The sequence below is a fragment of the Ruegeria sp. HKCCA5463 genome, assembly GCF_013034175.1.
Lineage (GTDB): Bacteria > Pseudomonadota > Alphaproteobacteria > Rhodobacterales > Rhodobacteraceae > Ruegeria.
Genome location: NZ_WQFL01000009.1, coordinates 84415 through 110612, shown reverse-complemented (window position 1 = coordinate 110612; position 26198 = coordinate 84415). Strand labels below are relative to the sequence as shown.

Here is a 26198-nt window from a genome sequence, read left to right as displayed (position 1 = left end):
CGACTTGGTGTTTTTCTGCGCCAAAGACAGATTGAGGGCCCCATGTCGTTGCAAGAAATCACCTCACGCATTGCAAATGCCGAAGCCAGATCGGACCGCCCTGCCGGTTCCGTCAAACTGATCGCTGTATCCAAAGTACAACCGAATGAGCGGGTTCAGGCGGTGCTGGAGCAGGGCCACAGGTGTTTTGGTGAGAATCGCGTACAGGAGGCGGCCAGCAAATGGCCCGCTTTCAAAGAGCAATTCGATGCCGTCGATCTGCATCTCATCGGCCCGTTGCAGACCAACAAGGCCAGGCAGGCGATGGAACTGTGCAATGCGATCCATTCGGTCGACCGCCCCAAACTGGCCAAAACCCTGGCGCGGCTGGCGCAAGAGGTGGGATACTGCCCCGACCTTTTCATTCAGGTCAACACGGGTGAAGAAGCGCAGAAGGCAGGCGTTCTTCCTGCGGATGCGGACGGGTTTATAGCGGAATGCCGATCGCTGGACCTGCCGGTGCGCGGGTTGATGTGCATCCCGCCGGTCGATGAAGAACCCACTTTGCATTTCGCCCTCTTGGCCAAGATCGCCGCACGCAATGGGCTTGAGGGGTTGTCGATGGGGATGAGCGGTGATTTCGAGCAGGCCATCGCCTTGGGCGCGACCCATGTTCGTATCGGGTCGGCCATTTTTGGTGAGCGGGTCAAACCTCAGGGATGATCAGGCGCGTTCCAAGGGCAATTCGCCCTGCAATCCAGTGCAGATGGTCCCGACGGAAGGCAATGCAGCCCTCGGTGGGGTAGCCGGGCCTGCGCCATTGATGCAGAAAAATCGCCGATCCCTTGCCGGGAACGGCATTCGGCCAGTTCCAGTCGGTCAACAGGACCAGATCATAAAGCGGATCAGCCCGGCGCAGTTTTTCATGACTGAACGCATAAGGGGCGGGCACCATGTGATTGTAGTGGCCGTCCTCGACGTCATCCGACCACAAGTCCTGCGGCCCAATCGGGATCGCCCAGAAGTTGGGGGCGACCAGCCGGTCGGGCCGGTAGAGCATGCCGACGATTCGATGGCATCCGGTAGGCGTCGCCCCATCACCCTCGTGTTTCGTGTTGCTCAATCCGCCTTTGCCAATCGAGCAGGGGAACGTTCTGCCAAGAAAGCGAACGCCACGCGGGGTGAGCACAAGATCGTCTGGGGTCACAACAGGTGCCCAGATTTCGCGGCTTTCGTGGCCAGGTATCCCCGGTTGTGCGCGGTTTCACCCACTTTCAAAGGAACGCGCTCGGTCACGGCGATCCCCGTGCGTTCCATCATCGAGATCTTGGCAGGGTTGTTGGTCAGCAGGCGCACCGAGTTGAAACCCAGAGATTTCAGGATATCCGAGCCGAGTCGGAAGTCGCGCTCATCATCCTCGAAACCCAGCCTGTGGTTTGCTTCTACCGTGTCAAAACCCTGATCTTGAAGAAAATAGGCACGCATCTTGTTGGCCAGCCCGATACCACGCCCTTCCTGGTTCAGATACAGAAGAACGCCAGCCCCTTCGGCCCCCATTTGTGCCAGCGCGCCCCGCAATTGCGGACCGCAATCGCATTTCAGGCTGCCCATCAGATCGCCCGTGAAACAGGCGGAATGCAATCGGGCCAGCACTGGTTTGTCCCGATCCGGGCGGCCTATTTCGACTGCGTAATGTTCTTCTCCGCCATCTTCGGGGCGGAAAACATGCAGGCGGCCGGCCTCGGATACTTCCATCGGAAGACGCGCGGCAACCACCTCATGCAGGGCGCTGCGGTCCGCCAGATGCGGGGCGGCGCGCGTGTGGTCAATGCAGGTCAGGCCGTGCGATACGGCAAAGGCCCGACCGTCTTCGACCGGCACGACGACCGCGGCGGGAAGAATGCGCGCGGACTTGGCCAACGCAATCGCGATGCGGTGCAAATTGGCGTTGCCGTGGCGCTCGGTCATCAACGGGCCTTTCATCGGCGCGTTCAGATCGTCCGAGGGATCAGCAACCGCCTGCACCCAAGTGATATCTGCATCGGCGGGAATCGAAACGCGCGCGAGATCGCCGTCATAGGCCCGCGCCTTGAGTGTTTCGGCCCGCCGCCCGGTAATGGCCACCACCGGGTCTCCGAGCTTTTTCAGATCGGCCAGGCGTTGAGGGTTGAGCGTTTCCGCAGAGATCGCCACAACGCTAAAGCCGCTGTCATCGGTCAGCACCACTGGAACGCCCATGCGCAGATCGGCCCGGGCCCGGGCAAGAAGTTCGGTGATATCGGGGATGAGGCTCATCTATGTTACCCTATAACGCTCAGCCCTTCTCCTAGCTGTTTCGAAAGGAAATGTGAAACATTTCTGCCAACTCTGACACGAAGGCGTGAAACCGTTGCAGCAAATCTTGTTGATTGCATATTCCGCGCGCAAGTGATGGAAAAGCGTTTGGAGGATCGGGAAATGGCTCAACTCAAGAAAATCCTGTTGGTGGACGATGACGAGGATCTGCGCGAGGCGCTCAGCGAGCAACTTGTCATGACCGAAGACTTTGACGTTTTCGAAGCGTCAGACGGCCAGTCCGCGATGGAGCGCGCACGCGAAGCGATCTATGATCTGGTTATTCTTGATGTGGGTTTGCCGGATACCGACGGGCGGGAACTGTGCCGCCTGATGCGCAAACAGGGCGTCAAAAGCCCGATTCTGATGCTGACCGGTCATGACAGCGATGCCGATACGATCCTGGGCCTGGACGCCGGCGCGAATGACTATGTCTCCAAACCGTTCAAATTTCCGGTATTGCTGGCCCGGATCCGCGCTCAGTTGCGGCAGCACGAACAATCCGAGGACGCGGTATTTGTTCTTGGCCCCTATACGTTCAAGCCGGCGATGAAGATGCTGATCACGGAAGAAGACCGCAAGATCCGTCTGACCGAGAAGGAAACCAACATCCTCAAGTTCCTGTACCGATCAACCGACGGTGTCGTGGCGCGGGATGTGCTGTTGCACGAAGTGTGGGGATACAATGCGGGGGTCACGACCCACACGCTGGAAACCCACATCTATCGTCTGCGTCAGAAGATCGAGCCCGATCCGTCCAATGCGCGCCTTTTGGTCACAGAATCGGGTGGATATAGGCTCGTGTCTTAACTGGTTGTGGATTGATGTGGATCAAAGTGATACTCTGCACTCATAATTAGGTTACTCCCAACCCGTGCATGTCCGGGTTATGACATGTACCTCCCTGTTGGACTGCCGGGCCGAATGGCCCGGCTTTTTTTCGCTGCTGAGGGGCGGTTTCCACACAAGGCAGACAGCAGCACTGACCGGTATTCGACCAATGGTGGAGGTGAGTTCTGCCGCGGTTCACCCTTGCGCCGGGGCAACGGCGCGCTGGTAAAGGTGCCACGTGGTGTGGCCTAAGATCGGAAGGGTAAAGATCAGGCCCAGAAACGCCGGAACCAGCGACAGCAGTATGGTGACCGAGATGATCGCCGCCCAGCCGAGCATGACCGCCGGGCTTTCGGATACGACGCGCAATGAGGTCAACATGGCAGAGATGAAGTTGGTGTCCCGGTCCAGCAGCAAGGGCATGGCGACGACGGTCACCGAAAACAGTACGGCTGACAGGAACGCGCCGACACAGGTGCCTACGGCAAGGAAGATCCAACCCTGCGGCGTAAAGAAAACGGTGTTCAAAAACCCGTCGAAGTCCGAGAAGGATGCGTTCTGGAGGATGATCGCCAGCCAAAGCCGGACCTGGTAGATCCACACCCAGAAAATGAAAAGTGTGACAAAGGCCATCCAGCCCAATTCGCGTTTGCGTTGATTGGCCATGACGTTGAGGATTTCAGCCCAGCCAAAGCTTTCGCCTTTCTGCAAGCGGCGCGACATTTCATAAAGCCCGGCGGCGGCGAAAGGCGCGACCAGCGGAAAACCGACAATGGCGGGAATGATCATCCAGATCTGGCCAAGCCAGATCAGAGCCCAAACCAGCAGAATTCCGAATACTGCATAGAACAGACCGAAAAAGCCGCTCAGGACAGGGCGGGCCAGAAAGTCGGAAAACCCGGCTTTCAGCGACGCCCTGATGTCATCCGTCGTGATCTTGTTGACCTGCGGCATGTCCCGCTGCTGAGGCGTCAGATTCTCCGGTGGCGTGGAACCTGCGGTCTCGGATGCCATGACACACTCCTCCCAAAGCATGGTGCCGGGCCGGTCTGTTCGCGAACAGACCCAGCGGTGAAACAGACATTCCTCATTCGCAGACAAGTCTGCATCAGGCGAGATATCAGGGCAAGGGAAAGCATGAATGTGACGCCCGCCTAACTGCCGGCCTGTGGTCCTGGCATCGGGCCGCCTTTTCTCGTGGCAACTGGCGTTGTGCCACGCTAACCTGCGCCAATCGCGACAAAGGAATCCCCGACATGCCTTTCACCCTTGCCACATGGAACATCAATTCTGTTCGCCTGCGCGAGCCTATCGTGCTGAAATTGCTGCAAGAAGAAGCCCCTGATGTATTGTGCCTGCAAGAGTGTAAATCACCGGTTGAGAAAATCCCGACTGAAGGGTTTTCCGAGCTGGGCTACACCCACATGATCGCGCGCGGGCAGAAGGGGTATAACGGCGTCGCCATCCTGTCGCGCCTGCCGATGGAAGAGGTGGGCGACAAGGATTTCGCGGGTCTCGGACATGCCCGCCATATTGCCGGGCGGTTGGAAAATGGTGTCACGATCCACAATTTCTATGTCCCGGCGGGCGGCGACGTGCCGGACCGGGAGGTGAATGAGAAATTCGGCCAGAAGCTCGACTATCTCACTGATATGCGCGATTGGTTCCGTGCGGAAAAGCCGGCTAAATCCATCCTTGTCGGCGACCTGAACATCGCTCCGCGTGAGGATGATGTGTGGTCACACAAACAACTGCTGAAGGTCGTCTCGCACACGCCCATCGAGGTCGAGCATCTGGCCGAGACACAGGAAGCAGGTGGCTGGGTCGATATCACCCGTCAGGACATCCCGGAAGGGCAGCTTTACAGCTGGTGGTCCTATCGCGCCCGGGATTGGGATGCGGCGGACAAGGGGCGCCGGCTGGACCATATCTGGGCCACGGCCGATATCTCGAACGCGGGCCATTCCAGCCGTATTCTGCGAGACGCCCGTGGGTGGGAAAAACCAAGCGATCACGCTCCGGTCTTTGCCAGTTTCGACGTCTGATCCGCAACTCAGCACTTGGTTTCCGCGGCAAGCGGCTGCATATAGGGCGCAAGTTCGAACGAAAGAGTGATTGCCATGGACCTTCTGAACGGCGGAAACGCCCCAGCAACCGATCTGATCAAAGACGGGACCGAGGCCACTTTCATGGCCGATGTGGTGGAAACCTCGCAGGAAACACCTGTGATCGTCGATTTCTGGGCACCTTGGTGTGGCCCGTGCAAAACCCTTGGGCCGATGCTGGAAGAGGCTGTGACAGCCGCGAAAGGCGCGGTGAAGATGGTCAAGATCAATGTGGATGAGGCACAGACAATTGCCGCGCAAATGCGCATCCAGTCGATCCCGACCGTCTATGCCTTTTTCAAGGGCCAGCCTGTGGACGGGTTTCAAGGCGCGTTGCCGGGATCCGAGATCAAGGCTTTCGTCGACCGTGTGATCGAAGCCGCAGGGGGGGAAAGCCCGGGGGGCCAACTGGATGATGCCGTGCAGGCTGCTGAGGAAATGCTTGCCGAAGGCGCGGCTGCGGACGCGGCTCAGACCTTTGCCGCAATTCTCGGTGAAGATCCGAACCACGCCGCGGCGTACGGTGGGCTGGTGCGGGCGCATATCGCCACCGGTGATCTGGAGCAGGCAGAAGCGATCCTGAACGGCGCTCCGGCCGAGATCTCCACATCGGCCGAGCTGGAGGCCGCACATGCGCAGCTGGAGCTTGCAAAGCAGGCAGCAGATGCCGGCCCCGTCGCCGAGCTGACGGCGGCTGCCGAGGCGGATCCGGACAACCATCAAGCCCGCTTTGATCTGGCGCAGGCGCTGCATGCGAACGGCAATGTGGAAGAAGCCGTGGCACAATTGCTGGAACTGTTCCGCCGGGATCGTGAATGGAATGAAGGCGCAGCCAAGACACAGCTTTTCACCATCTTCGATGCGCTCAAGTCCAATGACCCGATTGTTCTGAACGGACGTCGCAAACTCAGTTCGATGATATTTGCCTAATCTCTCATCAGAGCTAGACTCGGATACATGATGCATCCCGCCGACCTGCCGGAAACGGTATCAGTTTTTCCCTTGCCCGGGGCGCTGCTGCTCCCGCGTTCGCGCTTGCCGCTTCACATATTCGAGCCGCGCTATCTTCAGATGCTGGACGACGCGTTGAAAACCAAGGAACGGTTGATCGCAATGGTTCAGCCGAATCCTTCGGTCAATGACGACGACAAGCTGCACCGTATTGGATGCGCAGGGCGGGTGACGCAGTTTTCGGAAACCGAAGATGGCCGGTACCTGATCACGTTGACCGGCATATCCCGGTTCAGGGTCATGTCAGAGCTGGATTCGTTCACGCCCTACCGGAGGTGCGCGGTCTCGTGGGACGGGTTCGACCGTGATCTGGGAAAGGCCGAGAAAGACAACGGGTTTGACCGCAACGCGTTCCTGACACTGTTGGAGCGTTTCTTTTCATCCCGTCAATTGTCCACCGACTGGGATTCGCTCAAGGACGCAGAGGATGAGCTTTTGGTGAATTCCCTGTCGATGCTTCTGGATTTCGACCCCGAGGACAAACAGGCCCTGCTGGAAGCCCCCTGCCTGCGCACCCGGCGCGAAACGTTGGTGACGCTGATTGAATTCGCCTTGCGCGGCGGATCAAACGAGGAAAAACTGCAATGACCGATCCTGAACACGCCTTTGATCGCCACATGCTCGAGGCGATGATCTGCCCTCAGACGCATACGACCCTGCACTATGACGCCGAAAAGCGAGAGCTTGTTTCAAAAGCGGCGGGTTTGGCTTTTCCCATCCGCAACGGCATTCCGGTCATGCTGGTCGATGAGGCCCGGCAGCTGGATTAAATCGGGCGCCCTTGCAACAGCTTGGGCAGATCCCCGGTCAGCCCGGCCGCTTCGCGAACGAAACCGCGACGGAGGCCGGGCAAAGCGCCGACAACCCCCATGCCAATGTCACGCCCAAGCCGCAGCAGCGGGTTGTCGTTGGAAAACAGCTTGTTGAAGATATCCGTCGCCATCGCCAGCGAGGCCGTGTCGAAACGGCGCCATTCCTGATAGCGCTCCAGTACCATCAACGAGCCGATATCCTCGCCGCGCCGTCCCGCCAAAGTCAGAACCTCAGCCAGAGCGCCGACATCGCGCAGGCCAGCGTTCAGGCCCTGACCGGCAATGGGGTGCATTCCGTGCGCGGCATCCCCGACTAGCGCCATGCGATCACTGATGAAGGAATTGGCGATGGTCAGGTTCAGCGGATAAGTGAAACGATCACCCGCCAGACTGATTTCACCAAGAAAATCGCCAAATCGCGGGCGTAGCACTTGCACGTAGTCATCCTCGGGCAGGGCGTTGATGTGCTGTGCGGTGTCGGTGCGTTCGCTCCAGACGATGGAACTGCGATTGCCAGTCAACGGCAGAATCGCCAGCGGACCGGGTGGCATGAAAAACTGATGCGCAATGCCATTATGCGGCAGCTCATGTTCGATGGCGCAGACCAATGCCGTCTGGCCGTAATCCCAACCGGTGCGTTTGATGCCGGCCCGTGACGCGGTTCCGCTGCGGCGACCGTCACAGCCAACCAGCAGGCTGCCGCCCAGGGTTGTGCCGTCATCCAACGTCACGGTCACGCTGGCCGCGTCGGCCTGTTGCGAAACGACGGATTTGCCGCTTACCTGGGTGATGCGCGGTTCTTCGGCCATCGCGTCCAGAAAAGCACGGCGCAGGTGGCGATCCTCGACCATATATCCCATCGGGCCTTCTTCGATTTCGGCATGGTCGAAATGCATGAAAAAAGGCGATGGCCCCGTTCCGGCATGTCCATCTGTGACCTTGATTTCCAGCATCGGTTGGGCGTGCTGCGCGACGCGGTCCCAAATGCCGATGGCATCCAACAAACGCTGTGAGGCCAGAGCCAGCGCATAGGCGCGCCCGTCGAATGCCGCGTTTCTGCGCACCTTTTCGACCAACGCATCGATCACCGTGACCGAATGACCGGTTTGTGCCAGTGCCAGCGCCAAAGCCGGGCCGTTCAACCCGCCGCCCACGATCAGAATGTCAGAAGCCTGTGTCATGCCCTGCAATATGCGCGCCCTTTCGGGATTGTCCATGTGCAGTCCTGTCGCTACCGTCACCCAAAGACGAAAAACCGGGAGGGATGAGATGCAGGATTGGTTGACAATGACCGCGTGTGATTTGGGCCGTGGCATTGGCATGGGTCAGATCGATCCGGTCGAACTGACGGAAACCTACCTGTCCGCTATTGACGCTCATCCGCATCGGGACCGCATCTATGCCCGCATTACCCATGACCGCGCCCGGGCTGAGGCTGAAGCCGCTCGGCAACGAGCGCAACTGGGCCTGCGCCGGTCGCTGCTGGATGGCGTCCCGATCAGTTGGAAAGACCTGTTCGACACCGCCGGCACCGTGACCGAGGCGGGTTCGGCTCTGCTGAAGGATCGCGTGCCGGATGCGGATGCGCTGGTGCTGCGCAATGCGACTCAGATGGGCACCGTTTGCCTGGGTAAAACACATATGAGCGAGCTGGCCTTTTCCGGCCTCGGGTTGAATCCGATCACCGAAACCCCGCCCTGCATTCATGACGAGGCAGCAGTGCCCGGGGGGTCGTCTTCGGGGGCTGCGGCCTCGGTCGCCTGGGGGTTGGCGGCGTGTGGCATCGGCTCGGACACGGGTGGTTCGGTGCGTATCCCGGCGGCTTGGAATGATCTGGTGGGGCTGAAAACCACTGCGGGGCGGCTCAGCCTGGAGGGTGTGGTGCCGCTGTGCCTGCGTTTCGACACGGTTGGACCTGTGGCGCGTTCGGTCGAGGACGCGGCGCATGTGCTGGCTCTGCTCGAGGGGGGAACACCTGCTGATCTGCGTGGCGCTTCGCTGAAAGGACGCCGTTTTGCCGATTTGCAGAACATTGCCAAGGACGACCTGCGCGACACACCGCGCAAGGCATATGACGAAGCCGTTGCCCAACTTGCCGACGCGGGGGCCGAGATCGTGCCGTTGGAAGTTCCCGAGTTGAACGAGGCCATGACGTTGACCAGCATCGTATACACGACCGAGGCCTATGGGCTGTGGCGCGATGTCATCGAAGCCAAGCCCGAGGCAATGTATCCCGAGATTCTCGAACGCTTCCGCATTGGCATGGGCTATTCGGGCCCCGACTATGTGGCGACCTGGGCCAAACTCAAGGCATGCCGCAGCGCCTGGGACGTGGCGACCGCCGGGTTTGATGCGGTTCTGGCGCCGACAGCGCCGATTTTGCCGCCCAATCTGGAGCGCTTGCTCAGCGATCACGACTATTACGTAACCGAGAATCTTCTGGCCTTGCGGAACACGCGGATTGGCAATCTGATGGGGCTGGCGGCGCTGAGCCTGCCCACCGGAACGCCCGGCTGCGGGTTGATGATGCTGGGCTATCCCGGCTCGGAAGAGGCGTTGTTGCGGCTGGGTTCGGCAGCGGAAACGGTGCTGGCCTGAATGCCACAATCCCCTGATTCGGAACCTCTTTGTCTGGACGAAGAGGCACACGGACTGTAATCTGCCAAAAAAACGGGGCGCCAATGACCCCGATATTGAGGCAGTACCATGGTTTTCCCCGAGCGGTTTTCGAACCTACCGGCTTATGCATTCCCGCGTCTGCGCGCCCTGTTGAATCACCATCAGCCGGGCGGTGATGTCGTTCACATGACCATTGGTGCACCGACACATGATTTTCCGGCTTGGGTGACGGATGTCATCATGGAAAACGCCGCCGGGTTCCAGGGATATCCCCCGAACGAAGGGTCGGATGACCTGCGCACGGCGATTACGGATTGGATCAAGCGGCGATATGGGGTTCAGATGGACCCTGATGCCAACGTGATGGCGCTGAACGGCACGCGCGAGGGGCTATACAACGCCGCCATGGCTTTGTGCCCGGAACAGAAGAACGGTCAGCAGCCGATCATCCTGTGCCCGAACCCGTTTTATCAGGTCTACATGGTCGCCTCGCTGTCGGTGGGCGCGCAGCCTTATTTTGTGCCCGCCACCGCCGCGACGGGCCATCTGCCGGACTATGCCGGCCTGCCTGCGGACGTGCTGAACCGCACCGCCGTGGCCTATATCTGTTCACCCGCCAATCCGCAGGGGGCCGTTGCCTCGCGCGAGTATTGGGCCGACCTGATCCGTCTGGCCGAGCGGTACGATTTCCGTATTTTTGCGGATGAGTGTTATTCCGAGATTTACCGTGAAGAAGCCCCGACAGGTGTTCTGACTGTCGCGCAGGAGCTGGGCGCTGATCCTGAACGGATCACGCTGTTCAACTCACTTTCCAAACGTTCGAATCTGGCCGGTTTGCGGTCGGGGCTTATCGCCGGTGGCCCAAAGACGATCAAACAGGTCAAGCAGTTGCGCACCTATGCCGGGTCGCCTCTGCCTCTGCCCTTGCAAGCTGCCGCGGCAAAGGTTTGGGCGGATGAGGAACACGTTCGCGAAAACCGCGCGCTGTATCAGGAAAAGTACGCCATTGCGGATGAGGTATTCGCAGGCGTGCAAGGCTATATGGCGCCCGAGGCCGGTTTCTTTCTGTGGCTGCCGGTCGAGAATGGTGAAGACACCGCATTGAAAGTCTGGAAGGAAACCGGTGTCCGGGTCCTGCCGGGCGCATATCTTTCACAAGGCGATCCGGGAAAGAACCCGGGCGAAGGATTTATTCGGGCTGCATTGGTGGCCCCAAAAACAGAGTTGCAGCGTGGTCTGATCACACTCCGCGACTGCATCTATTCGTGAGGTACGAGGGCAAAATGGCATCATATAACGCGCGCAACCGCGATCCATTGCTGGACAGCACAACGCAGGCAGCCCTTGAGCGACGCAGCAAGGAGTTGATCGGCATCGCCCTGATCCTGCTGGGTTTGGCTGCGGCCGCGATGATCTGGTCCTACACGCCCGATGATCCAAACTGGATGGTGTCCACCGACGCGCCGGTGCAAAACTGGATGGGGCGGATTGGGGCCTCGATCGCCGCACCCTTGTTCATGATCGTCGGCTGGGGAAGCTGGGGCATCGCATTGGTTCTGATCGGTTGGGGTTTTCGGTTTGCGGGCCATTTCGGGGAAGATCGCGCCATTGCGCGTCTGATTTTTGCGCCGATCTGGATCGCCGTCGTCTCGGTGTATGCCGCAACCCTCGTTCCTGATGCAGACTGGCGCGCGACCCACAGCTATGGTCTGGGCGGTTTGTTCGGCGATACGGTCATGGGCGCGTTGTTGACGCTGTTGCCGATTTCGTCACATTTTCTGGTGAAGCTGATGTCGCTGGCCATGGCGGTCGGGATGATTGCGCTGGGTATTTTTGTGCTGGGTTTCACCAAAACCGATGTCAAGCGGGGTTTCCGGGCCTTCTTGCTGGGGCTTGTGATGGCATATGATATGCTGATGACCCTGATGGGCCGTGGTGCAGCCTCGGCTGCGCAGGCGGCACGAGATCGTCGCGCGCAATGGGAAGAGCGCAAACTTGCGCGAACCGCAGGGGCCGAGGCCGTGTTCGAGGATGATCTGGCTTATACCGATCCAATCTTTGAAGAACCTGAACCGGAAAGTCCCGAACCTCCGGTCAAGTCCGGTCTGTTGGCGCGTATGCCGTCACTCATCAGGCGCCCCGATCCCATGCCCGAGCCAGAGCTGGTCGATCCGGAACCAATCGCGGGTTTCGACGAAATGCCGGGTGAAGATCGCATCCGTTCGAAAATCTCGGCCGCTGTGCGCAATCGCAAAGTGGCGACCGGTGAGTTGACACCCGAACCCGACCCGAACCTTCCGCTGACCAAGGGCCGTGGCCGTCGCCCGGGCCCGCTGATCCTGAACGCAAGCCAGCCGGATGGTCTGCCAATGGAACCGCCGGTGACATCAGCAGGACTGCCGCCCGAGCCGCCCGTAACAGCGGGTGACATGCCAGACTGGCAAGAGTCCACGCCGTTTGAAAATGCGCCCGAACCCATGCGGAACCACTATGCATCCGAGCCGGATCTGGAGGACGAGGTATTCGAGGATGTCGAAGAAGCTGTTTTGCAACCACGCCCGGCGATGAAAATCCCGGTAGCCGAACCGCGCAAGCCCGTGGTCGCGCAACCGGTACGCCGTACACCGCAACCGTCTCGCCGCGCACAGGCCGAGGCACAGCCTGCATTATCCTTTGAAGAGCGGCACTCGGACTTCGAACTGCCACCTCTGGGCCTTTTGTCGAATCCGGCCAGCATTCAGCGCCACCATCTGAGCGATGAAGCCTTGGAAGAAAACGCGCGGATGCTGGAAAACGTGCTGGATGATTATGGCGTGAAGGGTGAGATCGTCAGCGTTCGCCCCGGCCCGGTCGTCACCATGTACGAACTGGAGCCCGCTCCGGGGCTGAAGGCAAGCCGCGTGATCGGCCTGGCCGATGACATCGCGCGTTCGATGTCGGCCCTGTCAGCGCGGGTTTCGACCCTTCCGGGCCGTTCGGTGATCGGCATCGAACTGCCGAACGAAAACCGCGAAATGGTGGTTCTGCGCGAAATCCTGGCCAGCCGCGATTTTGGCGATGGCAACCAGGCACTGCCGTTGGCCTTGGGCAAGGATATCGGCGGCGAGTCCGTCGTGGCAAACCTCGCCAAGATGCCTCACCTACTGATTGCTGGTACAACCGGTTCCGGTAAGTCGGTGGCGATCAACACCATGATCCTGTCGCTGCTGTACAAGCTGACGCCGGATGAATGCCGCCTGATCATGATCGACCCGAAGATGCTGGAACTGTCGGTCTATGACGGCATCCCGCATCTGCTGTCGCCCGTTGTGACCGACCCGAAAAAAGCGGTGGTCGCCCTGAAATGGGTCGTGGGCGAGATGGAAGATCGCTATCGCAAGATGTCCAAAATGGGCGTCCGCAACATCGCGGGCTATAACGGCCGGGTGAAGGATGCGCTGGCCAAAGGCGAGATGTTCAGCCGCACGGTGCAAACCGGGTTTGACGATGAAACCGGTGAACCAACGTTCGAGACTGAAGAATTCGCACCCGAAGCGATGCCCTATATCGTTGTCATCGTCGATGAGATGGCCGACCTGATGATGGTAGCAGGAAAGGAAATCGAAGCCTGCATCCAGCGTTTGGCGCAGATGGCGCGGGCCTCGGGCATTCATCTGATCATGGCCACACAGCGCCCTTCGGTCGACGTGATCACCGGTACGATCAAGGCGAACTTCCCAACGCGGATTTCCTTCCAGGTGACGTCGAAAGTCGACAGCCGCACCATTCTGGGTGAAATGGGGGCCGAACAGCTGCTGGGGCAGGGCGACATGCTTTACATGGCTGGGGGTGCCAAGATTACCCGCTGCCACGGACCCTTTGTCTCGGATGAAGAGGTCGAGGAAGTCGTCAACCACCTGAAACAGTTCGGTCCGCCGGACTACATTGGCGGTGTCGTCGACGGTCCGGCCGAGGAAAAGGCTGACAATATCGATGCCGTTTTGGGTCTGAACACTGGCGGCAATACGAACGGAGAGGACGCGTTGTACGATCAGGCGGTGGCAATCGTGATCAAGGATCGCAAATGCTCGACCTCGTATATCCAGCGGAAACTTGCCATCGGCTATAACAAGGCGGCGCGCTTGGTTGAGCAGATGGAGGACGAAGGCGTTGTTTCTGCGGCAAATCATGTCGGTAAGCGGGAAATCCTCGTCCCCGAGCAGTAAGATATTTAATAACAAGGGCAGAAGGCCTATCTGTACGGCATGAAACAGATTGCTTTTGCCCTTGCTTTGACACTGGCCGCACCCGCCGCATGGGCGGCGGAGAAGCTGCCGCTCTCGCAGATTTCCAATTACCTGAACGGGTTGAAGACGGTTCAGACGACATTCACCCAGGTGAATGACGATGGCTCGCTGAGCACCGGCAAGCTGTGGATGCAGCGCCCCGGCAAGATGCGGTTTGAATATGACCCGCCCAACAGTGCCGTGGTGCTGGCAAGATCCGGAAGCGTTCAGATCTTTGATCCGAAATCGAACCAGCCGCCCGAGCAATACCCGCTTAAGCGCACGCCGCTGTCCATCGTGCTGGCGCGCAACGTGAACCTGAGCCAGGCGAATATGGTTGTAGGTCACAGCTTTGACGGCACGGCCACCGTCGTCACCGCGCAGGATCCCAAGAACCCCGAAGCGGGCCGGATCGAACTGATGTTCACGGACAATCCGGTCGAGCTGCGCAAGTGGGTGATTCACGACAATGCGGGCAGCCAGACAACGGTATTGCTGGGCGCCATGAATGAAGGCGGTCGCCTTGATCAGAAGCTGTTCTCGGACAAAAAGAGAAGCGGGTCAGGCAATCGCTGACCCACTTGTGCGTATCAATACCGGCAGTTTGCCAACTGTGCCTGATATAGTTGTGCGCGTGCGTCTACGTCATTGGCAACGTTCAACAACCAGGATTTGCTGTTGTAGCTGCCACGGGCGTACCCTGTATGACCTTCGTGATAGGCCAGGTATTGATTGCGCGTATCTGCCGGGTGGATACCGTTTCGCTCGTAGCTTTTGTTCATGTACCAGCCGATAAAATCCGAGGCGTCGCGGATGCGATCGCGCTTGGCCCGGCGTTTTCCTGTTTCACGCTGGTACTGTTCCCATGTGCCGTCCAGTGCCTGACCATAGCCGTAAGCGCTGCTTTGACGACCCATCGGGATGACGCCCAATACGTATCTATGCGGAGTGCGCGCATCGTGCCGATAGCGGCTTTCCTGATAGATGGTCGCCATCTGAACGTGAACCGGTACGCCCCATTTGCGCTCGGTGTTCTTGAAGGCTTTGATATAGTCGGGTTTTTCACGCGCAATACTGCACGCATCGTTTAATCTGCTGGGCGGCTGTTTAGAGCCGCCCCCACAGGATGCCAGAAGCAGCACCCCTAGGAGTACGAAAAGAATTCTGCTCATGTGCCTCGTGCCTTTTTTTGTGTATTCTAGCGCAGATTGAGCGCTGAGGAAATCACAATCGCTATAAAATGATAGCCAGAACAGCCGGTAACGCCGCTACGGAAAGCAGTGTGGACACCATGACCATGCCGGCGACGGCATCGGACTCGGCCCCGAACCGTTCGGCCAACAGGTAAGAGGTTACGGCAACCGGCGTACAGATTTGAAGAACCAGAACGCCAAATGCGATCGTACCCAAATCAAACCATCCTCCGATTCCCCATCCAAGCGCAAAGCACACCGCCAGTTTCAGCGCTGACAGCCACAGCGCCCGCCCCAGGCTGTGCGAGGTCAGACGGGCGATTGCCACACCCAACGTGACCAACATCAGCGGAACAGCCATTTGCCCCAAAAGCTCCAGCGTGTTGGTCAGAAATGTCGGCGTCTGCCACCCCTGCCACAGAAACACTGCGCCAAGGATCGTCGCCCAGGCCATTGGTTGGCGCGCAACCTGTCCCCACGCACCTTTCCCGGCGACCAGATAAATCCCGTAAGTGAAAGAAAACAGCGCGGTAACTGACAGAAAGACAACAGCATATCCCAGACCAATCTGACCAAAGGCAAAGATGCACAGCGGCAGGCCCAGATTTCCGGTATTGCCGAAGATCAAAGGTGACAGATATGTTCGCGGGTCCAGTCTCAGCCCTCGAACGATCAGCCAGAACACAACCACCAGCAGCAGATTTGCGACCAGTGTCGCCATTGTGAAGCGTGACAGATCATTGCCCGGGATCTCGGTTTGCATCAGGGCAACAAAGATCAGACTGGGCATTGCCAGCATAGTTGCAAAGCGGGTAACGAATTGCAGGCGGTATTCAAAGCCCAGCTTTACCCATGTAAAACCAACAGCCGCCAATAGAAAAACCGGCGCCACGATTTCGAACACTGTCAGTATAAGGTTCACAGACTGTTTCCCTGATTTTCACATCAATGATTGGCTTTTCCGCCCGGAAACGGGTAAAAAAAGCGTTGGGGGCTGATACAATGCTAAAGACACGTGCAAAATACGGCTTGGGCCAGGTGGTTCGTCACAAGAAACACCCTTTTCGAGGGGTGATTTTTGACGTGGATCCCGAGTTTTCGAATACCGAAGAATGGTATCAGGCCATTCCGGAAGACAGCCGCCCAAGGAAAGAGCAACCGTTCTACCATCTGCTGGCCGAGAACGACCAATCCTTCTATGTTGCTTATGTTTCAGAACAAAATCTGGTTGCAGACTATTCAGGCGAACCGGTCGAGCACCCGGATATTCCCAATATGTTCGGACCGTTCGAAGATGGTTCATACCCCCTGCATTTCCACCTGAACTAGCAGAGCCGAACCGGCGGGCATAGGTCTGCCGCAGATCAATATCCAAGCGCACAGCCGTCCTTGCGTGGGTCGCTGGCGCCTTCCAAAACGCCGTCGTTCCGGATTCGGATCGCTTGCGCTCCGCCAAGAGGTGTTTCCGGCACTTCAATATTGTGGCCGATATCGGACAATTGTTTCGCGATTGCCTCGCTATACCCACGTTCCAGTTTCAGAACCGATCCGTCGAAGAAAGCGCGCGGCGCATCGATGCTTTCCTGCAACCCAAGCCCGAAATCGGTAAGATTTGACACGAAACGCGCGTGTCCGGTTGGCTGATAGGCACCGCCCATGACACCAAACGGCATCGTGACCCGACCGTTCTGCGCCAACATTCCCGGAATGATCGTGTGCATCGGGCGTTTGCCGCCGCCCAGTTCGTTGGGGTGGCCGGGCTGCAATGTGAATCCTGCCCCGCGGTTTTGCAGCAATATGCCGTATTTTTCCGACGCGATACCGGATCCAAAGCTGTGAAAGATCGAATAGATCAGCGAAACAGCCATTTGGTCGCGGTCGACCACGGTGATGTAAACCGTGTCCTTGTGAACCGCCTCGGTCAGAGGCGCCGCAGCAGGCATCGCCTTTTGGGGATCGATCAAAGCAGCCAATCTGGCAGCGATATCCGGATCCAGAAAGCGCTCCACTCTTGCCATGTGGTCGGGATCCGCGATGAACCGGTTTCGAGCGTCATAGGCCAGTTTGGTGGCCTCGGCTTCGATATGAATACGCTCCGCTCCGAATGGATCCATCGAGGCCATGTCAAAGTGCTTGAGGATATTCAGCAGCAAAATCGCGGTTGCGCCCTGGCCGTTCGGTGGATGTTCCACCAAATCCACGCCTTTGTAGGCCCCATGTATCGGCTGCGTTTCGGTATATCTTGTGTGATGAAAATCCTCAGCGGAATGGACACCACCCCTTTCCGAAAGTGCGGTAATCATATCATCGGCGATTTCACCTGAATAGAACGCGTCGCGCCCGTGGGCCGCGATTTGGCGCAATACCTCCGCCTGTCCCGGCGCACGGAAAACCTGCCCGATCGACGGGGCTTGCCCGTCAATCAGATAGTGGTCGCGGGCGGCGCCCTGAAGTGTTGCGGCCCCCGATTTCCAATCGAAAGCGACACGGGGAGCCACCGGAACACCCGCTTCAGCATAATGAATCGCCGGGTTCAAAATCGCGCCCAACCCCAGGCGACCCTCGGTCTGGGCCAGGTGGCAGAAGGCATCGACGGCTCCGGGAATGGTCACAGCATCCGGCCCATCCAAAGGTACGGATGACAGGCCCTGATCGCGCAACATCTGGGATTGCGCGGCAGCCGGTGCGCGACCCGATCCGTTGAGCGCGCGTATCCTGCTTTCGCCGGCACGATTGAACAGAACGAAGCAATCGCCGCCCAATCCGGTCATCTGAGGTTCGCAAATCCCCAGAAGAACAGCCCCGGCGATCGCGGCATCCATCGCGTTGCCGCCCTGGCCCAAGATATCGATGGCCACCTTTGCCGCCAGCGGATGCGACGTTGCGCACATGCCTTGCGTGGCAAAAACTTCGGATCGGCCCGGGCTATGCAGATCACGCATGGCGAATTCTCTCTCTGTGGAACAAGAGAAAGCTATTCACTGATCAGCGATTGTCCAGCAGTTTCGGGGGGGAAGTTCCTCGGCGCCATTCACTGGGTGGGGGCTGTGATATGTGGCGCCGAGGGAAGCTATCTGAGCTACGAGTCACTGTATGGCGGTTGTTTGCGGCGCGACAATGTTTCGAAAATGACCTTATTGTGACCAATTGCGGTCGATCACCAGTTGGGTTCAAAGTCAAACCGCAGGGACAGACGGTTGCATCCACCGCGCCGCTCGTACCGGATATCACTGGTGAGGCGATGAATCAGGAACCAGCCGAACCCACCTTCGGGGAGGTCTTGCAGATCCGTTCCAATCGGAGCAGGGGTGCCATCCGGAAGTCGGTATCCAGGCAGCGGGCGCCCCGTATCCGAGATCAAGATGTCCAGAAGATCCCTGTCCAGCCGACAGGTGACCTGAACCTTGGCCGCGGCGATGCCATTGTAAGCGTGTTCCACGACGTTGTTGATGGCTTCAGCCAATGCAATCTTCACATCATCGGCTTTATGGGGGGGCAACCCCCGTTCCGCCAGACCGACGCTGAGCTTTGCAATGCCCACACTGGCCTCTGATTCCGTCGCAGGGAAGGTCAATTCCAGACAGGTCTTGTTTTCAATCGGCTCCACGCCATCTATCCCCTGCTGCCGTCAGGCGTCCGTCTCTGACAACGCGTCATCCAGTGTTTCAAAAAGCCTGAAAACCGTATCCATGCGTGTCAAGCGAAAGACTTTTTCGACCACTGGCTGCAACCCGGCCAGATCAAGCCTCCGGTCTTTTCCCAGCTGTTTCATTGAGGCAACGATTGCACCCAGACCGCTGGAGTCAATGAACTCGACATCGGACAGATCCAGAACAACGCGATGAGCGCTGTCCTCGGTATTGGCGCGCATGTCTTCCTTGAACTGAATGGCCATTGCAGCATCGATCCGGTCGGCATGAACGGTGATGATCTGAGTTTCGCCGGTTGTCTTGCTGGTCAGCCCCATGATCCTGCCACTTTCCAAACTGAAATTGAGTCGTAGAAATACGCTAGACGGCAATTCTTACCATTCGGTATTCAAGGGCCGGAAAGCAGGAGGAAAACCCGGATGAGAGACGTTGTTATAGCAGGGGCTGCCCGTACACCGATGGGCGGGTTTCAGGGCATGTTTGACGGTGTTGCTGCGGCTGACCTCGGGGGCGAAGCGATCCGCGCGGCTTTGCAACAGGCAGGGGTGCAGACAGTCGACGAAGTGCTGATGGGTTGCGTTTTGCCGGCCGGGCAGGGTCAGGCACCTGCGCGGCAGGCCGGATTCGCGGCAGGATTGGGCGAAGAGGTTCCCGCCACCACGCTGAACAAAATGTGTGGTTCGGGGATGAAGGCCGCAATGATGTCCTTTGACCAAATTGCCTTGGGTCACGCAGATACGATGGTTGCGGGCGGCATGGAAAGCATGACCAACGCGCCGTATCTGCTGCCCAAGATGCGCGGCGGTGCCCGCATTGGCCACGGCCAGGTGGTTGATCATATGTTCCTCGACGGCCTTGAAGATGCCTATGACAAGGGCCGTCTGATGGGGACCTTCGCCGAAGATTGTGCCGAGGCGTACCAGTTCACCCGTGAAGCACAGGATGAATACGCGCTGCAATCTTTGTCCAACGCGCTGTCTGCGCAGGAAAGTGGTGCATTCGATCAGGAAATCGCGCCCGTTACGGTCCGGACGCGCAAGGGTGAAATTCTGCTGGAGACAGATGAGCAGCCAAAATCCGCCCGCCCCGAGAAGATCCCGACGCTGAAGCCTGCATTTCGCAAGGACGGTACGGTGACGGCCGCCAACTCGTCTTCGATTTCGGATGGCGCGGCGGCGCTGGTTCTCGCGTCGGCAGAGGCCGCCGAAGCGCAGGGCATGACGGTTCGGGCCCGGATTTTGGGTCATGCGAGCCATGCTCAGGCCCCCGGCCTTTTCACGACGGCTCCGGTCCCGGCGGCGCAGAAGCTGTTGTCGCGCATTGGCTGGAGCAAGGATGACGTCGACCTGTGGGAAGTGAACGAGGCCTTCGCGGTTGTGCCGATGGCATTCATGCACGAAATGGGCTTGCCGCGAGACAAGGTGAATGTGAATGGCGGCGCCTGCGCCCTGGGCCATCCCATCGGTGCCTCTGGTGCCCGCATCATCGTTACGTTGTTGAATGCGCTGGAAAAACGTAACCTCAAACGGGGCGTCGCGGTGATCTGCATTGGCGGTGGGGAAGGCACGGCCATTGCCATCGAACGCGTTTGACCCTTCATCTTTTTCCAAATACTCCGGGGGGTTCGGGGGCCGTGCCCCCGACCATCCGAAGGGGTTGCAATCAATGACTGCCGATTATGAAACGCTTGCCAAAACCATCGCGGCCCTGACCGAAGGCGAAACGGACCAGGTTGCTCTCATGGCCACTGTCGCCTGCGAGGTTCACCATTCCGACGATCGTTTTGACTGGACCGGGTTTTATCGTGTCACCGAACCGGGCGTTCTGAAGATCGGGCCCTATCAGGGTGGGCATGGTTGTTTGGTCATCCCGTTCGAACGGGGCGTCTGCGGTGCCGCCGCAAGAACGGGCGAAACGCAACTGGTGCCGGATGTCGATGCGTTTCCGGGTCACATCGCCTGCGCCAGCTCAACCCGGTCCGAACTGGTTCTGCCCGTGCGGGATTCGTCGGGAAAAGTCATCGCCGTTTTTGACATTGACAGCGACCAGCCGGATGCTTTCACGCAACAGGATGCGCAAAATCTGGAAGACATTCTGACCGCCGTGTTTGCCGGGCTCTGACCGCTGCGGTCGTTGCGGATTTGCATCAACCCAAGGGATTCCCGGGCGATTGAACGGCCCGGCTGACTTCGTCTTGCAGGCTTCGAAGCGATCTCCTATCAAAATCCATAGCGAAGTTTCGTTTTGGGGTGTTTCTCACGGATGCAAGAGTCTGACATCAATCCGACGGTCGCGGATGAAGCGCCTCCAAAAGGGATCAGACGCGCCCATATGGCGACATTCCAGGATCGCATCGGCGTATTGCCCCATTCGGTGGCAAGCATCGCGCATCAGGTCGACAGAGTTTTCATCTGCCTGAACGAATATCAGGAAGTTCCCGATTTTCTGGGAGAGTTCGACAACGTCACCGCCGTGATCCCCGACCGGGATTACAAGGATGTCGGCAAGTTCATTTTCCAGCCGGATCCGGCAGATACCGTTTTTCTGGTCGACGATGATATCGAATATGCGGACAACTATGTCCGTCAGACCATACGCCGGGCGCGGGGCGTCGGACTGGAAAAGCGTGTCTTCGGCTATCATGCCACGACGTTCACAAACCCGACGCCCAGGTCGATACGGCAGCGCACGTTGTTGCGTATGAACCAACGGCTGACCTACTCGACCAGGGTACACCAGTTGGGAACCGGAACCGTCATGGTGTCCGGGTCGCTGTTCCCGACACTGGAATACATGGAAGGCAGCGAGAAGTTCGTCGACGTGCGTTTTGCCCGTTACTGTTTCGAAAACGGCATCGAAATGTGGACGCTGCCCAGAAATCGCCGCCGATTTCCCAGCTTGCTTGCCGGGCTTGAGCCGGAAAAGCGCGAAACGATCGCCGACAGTTTCACCCGTCGCTGGCCTCAACATGTGTTGGATGAAGTGAAGGTTTTTGCCGGCCTTCAATTCTAAAGCCGGGCGGGCTTTGCACGATTCAGGCTTTTCCAAAACTATCTCTGTCGCGAAGGGTTTCCCATGTCGCCGCAGCGCGACGGGGGAACGATATGTGCTGTCTTTTTGAAATGAAGCCCTTGTACGGCAAAAACTGAAATCCGGCTGCTGCGCCCCTGCGGTTTTTCTGGTGTTTCAGGGGCCTGTGCGCCTGCTGGTCCTCAATTCTGTCTTTCGCACACGATGAGGATCGACACCCCATTGAAACCGGGCGTGAAAAAACGCTTGGAAATTTCACCGACTTGCTCCATCGTGAAAAACGAAGGAAGAATTTCACGAGATTCGGAGCGGCCTGTGAACAGCCAAGCCCCCCAAAGCGCGACCCTTGGTGCTGACCTGAGGGCCTTGCGCAAGGCCAGAGGGTTGACCCTGACCGAGATCGCAACTCGGCTGGATCGCTCTGTCGGTTGGTTGAGCCAGGTAGAGCGCGATTTGTCCGAGCCTTCAATCTCGGACCTGCGCCAGATTGCAGAATGCCTTGGCGTGCCAATGTCGATGCTGTTTGCGCATTCCGCTGCCCCAGCAGACGAACAGGGCTACGTCGTGCGCGCCGGGTCGCGTCGCCCGATGGGGTCGGGCGAAGAAGGCCTGATCGAAGAGTTGCTGTCGCCGGATCTGACCGATGATTTCGAAATGGTGCATTCCACGTTCGAGCCAAACTCACGGATGCAGACACCCGCCAACCGCCCGACCCAGGAAGTGGGCTATATGATTTCAGGTCGATTGAACCTGACGATCGGGTCGCGTGAATTTCTGGTGGGGCCGGGCGACAGTTTTCGGATCAAACATGAACCTTATCAATGGGCCAACCCCTATGAAGAGCCTGCTGTGGCCATCTGGGTCATTGCTCCGCCGGTGTACTGATGTCATTCGAGGCCTGGACCATTTTCGCGCTGTTCTGGGTGGTATTCGTCACCACACCGGGGCCGAACGCGGTCAACTGCATCTCGAACGGGATGAGCCTGCCGTTTCCAAAGGCCATGATGGGTGTATTGGCCATACTGACGCAGGCCAGCATGTTTTTGATTCTGTCCGCGCTGGGCGTCACAGCCCTGATTGCCGCTTCTCCGACCGGGTTTTTCGTAGCCAAGCTGGTCGGCGCGGGCTTTCTGATCTGGTTGGGCGTGCGGGGATGGATGAATGCCGGCAAGCCCGCTCCGGTCTCGGAACGCCCGGCCCGGCACGTTTATCTGCACGCGCTGGCAGTGGCCACGATCAACCCAAAAAGCGTCGCGGGCTATCTGGCCGCGTTTTCGCAATTCGTGCAGCCGGACGTGCCGATCTGGCAGCAGATGGTCGTGATCATGCCAACCGCACTTTTCATCACAACGCTCAGCTATACCGGTTTTACCGTGTTGGGCGCTTTGATGGGCAAGGCGGCGCTGGGCGCAGTGTTCAACATCTGGGTGCGCCGGGTGATGGCGGCCTGTTTCATAATCTACGGCGTGTTGTTGGGAACCAGCACCGCGCCTGCGGCAAGGGGGTAATCTTATGTACAGAGGGTCCTGCCTTTGCGGTTCAGTTACCTTCACCATCGAAGGAGACCTTTCTCCGCCTTCGGTCTGCCATTGCGGGCAGTGCCGAAAGCAATCCGGCCATGTCTGGGCCTCGACCACGACCCATCAGGACAATCTGAGTTTCTCGGCCCGCGACACGCTGAACTGGTTTCGCGCATCAGACATCGCACGGCGCGGGTTTTGCAGCAAATGCGGCTCATTTCTCTTCTGGCAACAGACCGAAGAGGACACGATTTCGATTGCCATGGGCGCGTTCGATGCGCCCACGGGCCAAAAGCTCTCGAAGCACATCTTTGTGGCTGACAAGGGCGACTATTACGACATCACGGACGATCTGCCCCAACGGGCACAGTAACAGGGACCAAGACACATGAGTGATTTTCCGACAAAAGCCCGCGTGGTCATCATCGGTGGCGGTGTGGTGGGGGCTTCCTCGCTGTATCATCTGGCCAAGAAAGGCTGGACCGACTGCGTTCTGCTGGAAAAGAACGAACTGACCGCAGGTTCGACCTGGCACGCTGCGGGCAACGTGCCGACTTTCTCGACCTCGTGGGCGATCATGAACATGCAGCGGTATTCGACCGAGCTGTATTCGCGTCTGGGTGAAGAGGTCGACTATCCGATGAACTACCACGTGTCCGGCTCGATCCGTCTGGCGCACAGCAAAGAGCGGATGCAGGAGTTCCAGCGGGCCATGTCGATGGGCCGCTATCAGGGAATCCCGATGGAAATGTGGACGCCGGAGCAGGCCAAGGAACGCTACCCGTTCCTGGAAACTCATGATCTTGAGGGTGTCCTGTATGACCCGACCGATGGCGATATCGACCCCGCGCAGCTGACCCAGGCGCTGGCCAAGGGCGCGCGCGACATGGGCCAGAAGATCATCCGGTTCTGCCCTGCCACCGGCGTCACCCAGCATGACGACGGCACCTGGACCGTGCATACCGAGAAGGGTGACATCGACTGCGACTATGTCGTCAACGCTGCCGGATACTACGCGCAGCGTGTGGGTGAATGGTTCAAGCCTTATGGTGGTCGCACCGTGCCAGCGATGGTCATGAGCCACCAGTATCTACTGACTGACGAGATCCCCGAGGTCGAGGCCTGGTCGAAGGAAAACGGCGGCAAGCTGCCGCTACTGCGAGACGTGGATATTTCCTACTACCTGCGGCAGGAAAAGCATGGCTTCAACCTCGGCCCCTACGAGCCCAACTGCAAGGGCCACTGGATGACCGAGGACGACCCGATGCCCGAGGACTTCAGCTTCCAGCTGTGGAACGACGATCTGGACCGGATCGAGGATATCGTCACCGACGCGATGGAGCGGGTACCGCTGATGGCGACCTCGGGCGTGGGCCGCGTGATCAACGGCCCGATTCCCTATGCGCCCGATGGCCTGCCGCTGATCGGCCCGATGCCCGGCGTCAAGAACGCGTTCGAGGCGCATACCTTCACCTTCGGCATCGCCCAGGGCGGCGGCGCGGGCAAGGTACTGGCCGAATGGATCGTGGATGGCGCCACCGAATGGGATATGTGGGCCGTCGATCCGCGCCGCTATACAGACTACACCGATCAGGACTACTGCAACCAGAAGGGCATGGAAGTCTACGGCAACGAATACGCCATGCACTTCCCGCATCATGAATGGCCCGCCGCGCGCGACAAGAAGCTGTCGCCCGTGCATGCCAAGGTCAAGGAACTGGGCGGCGTCATGGGCGTCTACAATGGCTGGGAGCGCGCCAACTGGTTCGCGCAACCGGGCGATGACACCTCCAAGGAAAGCACCCACACCTGGGGCCGCTCGGGCCCGTGGGAGCAGCGCATCAAAGAAGAATGCGAAGCCGTGCGTGACCATTGCGGCGTGCTCGACCTGCCGGGTTTCTCGCGGTTTGTCGTCAAGGGCGAAGGCGCGGCCGAGGCGCTGCGCGGGCTGGTCACCGGTGGCCTGCCCAAGGTGGGCCGGATCAACCTGGTCTACATCGCCGACGATCGCGGCCGCATCCTGACCGAGATGTCCTGCATGCGCCTGGGTGAGGATGACTTCGTGATGATCACCGCCGCCACCGCGCAATGGCATGACCGCGACATCCTTGTGAACGCGATGCCCGCGGGCGTCACCGTCGAGGACGTGACCACCACCCGCGACACGCTGATCGTGACCGGGCCGAAATCGCGCGAGATCCTGTCGGGCCTGACCGATGCCGACCTCTCGCTGGGCTGGCTGACCCATCAGGCGGCCACCGTGGCCGGACAGCCCGCCCACCTGATCCGCGTGTCCTTCGCCGGCGAACTGGGCTGGGAGGTGCATGCGCTCAACGAGCACATGCCCGCGATCTATGACGCGATCCTTGCCGCCGGGGCCAAGCCGTTTGGCATGTATGCGCTGAACAGCCTGCGCATCGAAAAGGGATACCGCGCGTGGAAGGGCGATCTGAGCACCGACTACTCGCTGCTGGAAGGTGGGCTGGAGCGCTTCATCAAGTTCGACAAGCCGCAGGACTTCCCGGGCAAGGCCGCGTTGCTGGCCGAAAAGCAGCGTGGAGTGAAGAAGTCTTTCGTTACGCTGGTCGTCGAGGCCGGTGACTGCGATGCGCCTTACATGTCCTGCATCTGGCAGGGCGATCAGATCGTGGGCGAGACCACATCGGGCGCCTGGGGCTATCGCGTCGGCAAGTCCGTCGCGCTGGGCATGATCAAGGCCGATCTGGCCAACCCGGGCACCGAGCTCGAGGTGGAAATCTACGGCGAAAAGTGTCGCGCCGTGGTACAGGAGGAACAGCCGCTGTGGGATCCCGCAAACGAGCGGCTGCGCGCCTGACACAAGGAGGCCC

27 protein-coding genes are annotated in these 26198 nt (G+C 59.1%); 18 read left to right on the top strand and 9 right to left on the bottom strand.

Annotated features, from left to right (window positions below; all coding sequences use genetic code 11):
• The first annotated feature begins 42 nt into the window (after positions 1 to 42).
• Positions 43 to 702, top strand: a complete 660-nt coding sequence (locus tag GOW09_RS18085; RefSeq protein ID WP_171119913.1) for a YggS family pyridoxal phosphate-dependent enzyme — start codon at positions 43 to 45, stop codon at positions 700 to 702.
• Here GOW09_RS18085 and GOW09_RS18080 read toward each other — a convergent pair.
• Positions 686 to 1186 carry a L,D-transpeptidase family protein gene (locus GOW09_RS18080; protein ID WP_171119912.1) on the bottom strand — a complete coding sequence of 167 codons (501 nt, stop codon included), beginning with the start codon at positions 1184 to 1186 and terminating at the stop codon, positions 686 to 688. The genes GOW09_RS18085 and GOW09_RS18080 overlap by 17 nt on opposite strands.
• On the bottom strand, positions 1183 to 2274 hold the full coding sequence (gene ribA, locus GOW09_RS18075; RefSeq protein WP_152459261.1) for a GTP cyclohydrolase II: 1092 nt from the start codon (positions 2272 to 2274) through the stop codon (positions 1183 to 1185). The genes GOW09_RS18080 and ribA overlap by 4 nt, the downstream gene beginning before the upstream one ends.
• A gap of 162 nt (positions 2275 to 2436) precedes the next feature.
• Here ribA and GOW09_RS18070 point away from each other — a divergent pair, with 162 nt between their 5' ends.
• Complete coding sequence (locus GOW09_RS18070; protein WP_117872957.1) at positions 2437 to 3123, top strand: response regulator transcription factor; 687 nt, start codon at positions 2437 to 2439, stop codon at positions 3121 to 3123.
• Positions 3124 to 3339: 216 nt separating this feature from the next.
• Here the strand turns inward: GOW09_RS18070 and GOW09_RS18065 are convergent, their stop codons facing one another.
• A complete protein-coding gene (locus tag GOW09_RS18065) occupies positions 3340 to 4158 on the bottom strand; it encodes a DUF2189 domain-containing protein (RefSeq protein WP_171119911.1) in 819 nt (272 codons plus the stop codon).
• A gap of 242 nt (positions 4159 to 4400) precedes the next feature.
• On the opposite strand from GOW09_RS18065, the gene GOW09_RS18060 reads away from it, so the two are divergent.
• From GOW09_RS18060 to GOW09_RS18045, 4 genes are all read left to right on the top strand, one after another.
• Positions 4401 to 5189, top strand: a complete 789-nt coding sequence (locus tag GOW09_RS18060) for an exodeoxyribonuclease III (protein ID WP_171119910.1) — start codon at positions 4401 to 4403, stop codon at positions 5187 to 5189.
• Between the two features lie 75 nt (positions 5190 to 5264).
• Positions 5265 to 6179, top strand: a complete 915-nt coding sequence (trxA, locus tag GOW09_RS18055; protein WP_171119909.1) for a thioredoxin — start codon at positions 5265 to 5267, stop codon at positions 6177 to 6179.
• 27 nt (positions 6180 to 6206) lie between these two features.
• Positions 6207 to 6848, top strand: a complete 642-nt coding sequence (locus GOW09_RS18050; RefSeq protein ID WP_171119908.1) for an LON peptidase substrate-binding domain-containing protein — start codon at positions 6207 to 6209, stop codon at positions 6846 to 6848.
• A complete protein-coding gene (locus GOW09_RS18045; RefSeq protein WP_171119907.1) occupies positions 6845 to 7030 on the top strand; it encodes a Trm112 family protein in 186 nt (61 codons plus the stop codon). The genes GOW09_RS18050 and GOW09_RS18045 overlap by 4 nt, the downstream gene beginning before the upstream one ends.
• Here the strand turns inward: GOW09_RS18045 and GOW09_RS18040 are convergent.
• The gene (locus GOW09_RS18040; RefSeq protein WP_171119976.1) at positions 7027 to 8253 is read right to left on the bottom strand and encodes an FAD-dependent monooxygenase; all 1227 of its coding nucleotides are present in this window, start codon (positions 8251 to 8253) and stop codon (positions 7027 to 7029) included. The two genes, GOW09_RS18045 and GOW09_RS18040, sit on opposite strands and share 4 nt — an antisense overlap.
• An 88-nt stretch (positions 8254 to 8341) precedes the next feature.
• Between GOW09_RS18040 and GOW09_RS18035 the strand changes: the two genes are divergently transcribed.
• From GOW09_RS18035 to GOW09_RS18020, 4 genes are all read left to right on the top strand, one after another.
• Positions 8342 to 9670 (top strand): amidase, encoded by a 1329-nt coding sequence (locus tag GOW09_RS18035; protein ID WP_171119906.1) that lies wholly within the window; start codon positions 8342 to 8344, stop codon positions 9668 to 9670.
• Between the two features lie 108 nt (positions 9671 to 9778).
• Positions 9779 to 10960 (top strand): aminotransferase class I/II-fold pyridoxal phosphate-dependent enzyme, encoded by a 1182-nt coding sequence (locus GOW09_RS18030; RefSeq protein ID WP_171119905.1) that lies wholly within the window; start codon positions 9779 to 9781, stop codon positions 10958 to 10960.
• A 14-nt stretch (positions 10961 to 10974) separates the two neighbouring features.
• Positions 10975 to 13896, top strand: coding sequence for a DNA translocase FtsK (locus tag GOW09_RS18025; RefSeq protein ID WP_171119904.1), 2922 nt, complete (start codon positions 10975 to 10977; stop codon positions 13894 to 13896).
• A 39-nt stretch (positions 13897 to 13935) separates the two neighbouring features.
• Positions 13936 to 14532, top strand: coding sequence for an outer membrane lipoprotein carrier protein LolA (locus GOW09_RS18020; RefSeq protein WP_152459252.1), 597 nt, complete (start codon positions 13936 to 13938; stop codon positions 14530 to 14532).
• Positions 14533 to 14546: 14 nt separating this feature from the next.
• Here GOW09_RS18020 and GOW09_RS18015 read toward each other — a convergent pair whose 3' ends face one another.
• Together GOW09_RS18015 and GOW09_RS18010 are read right to left on the bottom strand one after the other, a co-directional pair.
• Positions 14547 to 15128 carry a lytic transglycosylase gene (locus GOW09_RS18015; protein ID WP_152459251.1) on the bottom strand — a complete coding sequence of 194 codons (582 nt, stop codon included), beginning with the start codon at positions 15126 to 15128 and terminating at the stop codon, positions 14547 to 14549.
• A 61-nt stretch (positions 15129 to 15189) separates the two neighbouring features.
• Entirely contained in the window at positions 15190 to 16071 is an 882-nt protein-coding gene (locus tag GOW09_RS18010; protein ID WP_171119903.1) for an AEC family transporter, read from the bottom strand.
• 80 nt (positions 16072 to 16151) lie between these two features.
• Between GOW09_RS18010 and hspQ the strand changes: the two genes are divergently transcribed.
• Complete coding sequence (gene hspQ / locus GOW09_RS18005) at positions 16152 to 16478, top strand: heat shock protein HspQ (protein WP_117872061.1); 327 nt, start codon at positions 16152 to 16154, stop codon at positions 16476 to 16478.
• Between the two features lie 35 nt (positions 16479 to 16513).
• Here hspQ and ggt read toward each other — a convergent pair whose 3' ends face one another.
• The 3 genes from ggt to GOW09_RS17990 form a co-directional block, all read right to left on the bottom strand.
• On the bottom strand, positions 16514 to 18091 hold the full coding sequence (ggt, locus tag GOW09_RS18000) for a gamma-glutamyltransferase (protein WP_171119902.1): 1578 nt from the start codon (positions 18089 to 18091) through the stop codon (positions 16514 to 16516).
• A 215-nt stretch (positions 18092 to 18306) separates the two neighbouring features.
• Entirely contained in the window at positions 18307 to 18756 is a 450-nt protein-coding gene (locus GOW09_RS17995; protein ID WP_171119901.1) for an ATP-binding protein, read from the bottom strand.
• 21 nt (positions 18757 to 18777) lie between these two features.
• On the bottom strand, positions 18778 to 19116 hold the full coding sequence (locus GOW09_RS17990; RefSeq protein WP_117872067.1) for an STAS domain-containing protein: 339 nt from the start codon (positions 19114 to 19116) through the stop codon (positions 18778 to 18780).
• 102 nt (positions 19117 to 19218) lie between these two features.
• Between GOW09_RS17990 and GOW09_RS17985 the strand changes: the two genes are divergently transcribed.
• The 7 genes from GOW09_RS17985 to GOW09_RS17955 all read left to right on the top strand — a co-directional run bounded on the left by GOW09_RS17985 (position 19219) and on the right by GOW09_RS17955 (position 26185).
• On the top strand, positions 19219 to 20391 hold the full coding sequence (locus GOW09_RS17985) for an acetyl-CoA C-acyltransferase (RefSeq protein ID WP_171119900.1): 1173 nt from the start codon (positions 19219 to 19221) through the stop codon (positions 20389 to 20391).
• A 73-nt stretch (positions 20392 to 20464) separates the two neighbouring features.
• On the top strand, positions 20465 to 20920 hold the full coding sequence (locus GOW09_RS17980) for a GAF domain-containing protein (protein WP_171119899.1): 456 nt from the start codon (positions 20465 to 20467) through the stop codon (positions 20918 to 20920).
• Between the two features lie 141 nt (positions 20921 to 21061).
• Positions 21062 to 21811 (top strand): hypothetical protein, encoded by a 750-nt coding sequence (locus GOW09_RS17975; RefSeq protein WP_171119898.1) that lies wholly within the window; start codon positions 21062 to 21064, stop codon positions 21809 to 21811.
• 333 nt (positions 21812 to 22144) lie between these two features.
• Entirely contained in the window at positions 22145 to 22714 is a 570-nt protein-coding gene (locus tag GOW09_RS17970) for a helix-turn-helix domain-containing protein (protein WP_152459243.1), read from the top strand.
• A complete protein-coding gene (locus GOW09_RS17965; protein ID WP_152459242.1) occupies positions 22714 to 23337 on the top strand; it encodes a LysE family translocator in 624 nt (207 codons plus the stop codon). Before GOW09_RS17970 ends, GOW09_RS17965 begins: the two co-directional genes overlap by 1 nt.
• 4 nt (positions 23338 to 23341) lie before the next feature.
• A complete protein-coding gene (locus tag GOW09_RS17960; RefSeq protein ID WP_171119897.1) occupies positions 23342 to 23722 on the top strand; it encodes a GFA family protein in 381 nt (126 codons plus the stop codon).
• 15 nt (positions 23723 to 23737) lie between these two features.
• Entirely contained in the window at positions 23738 to 26185 is a 2448-nt protein-coding gene (locus GOW09_RS17955) for an FAD-dependent oxidoreductase (protein WP_171119896.1), read from the top strand.
• Positions 26186 to 26198: the final 13 nt, after the last annotated feature.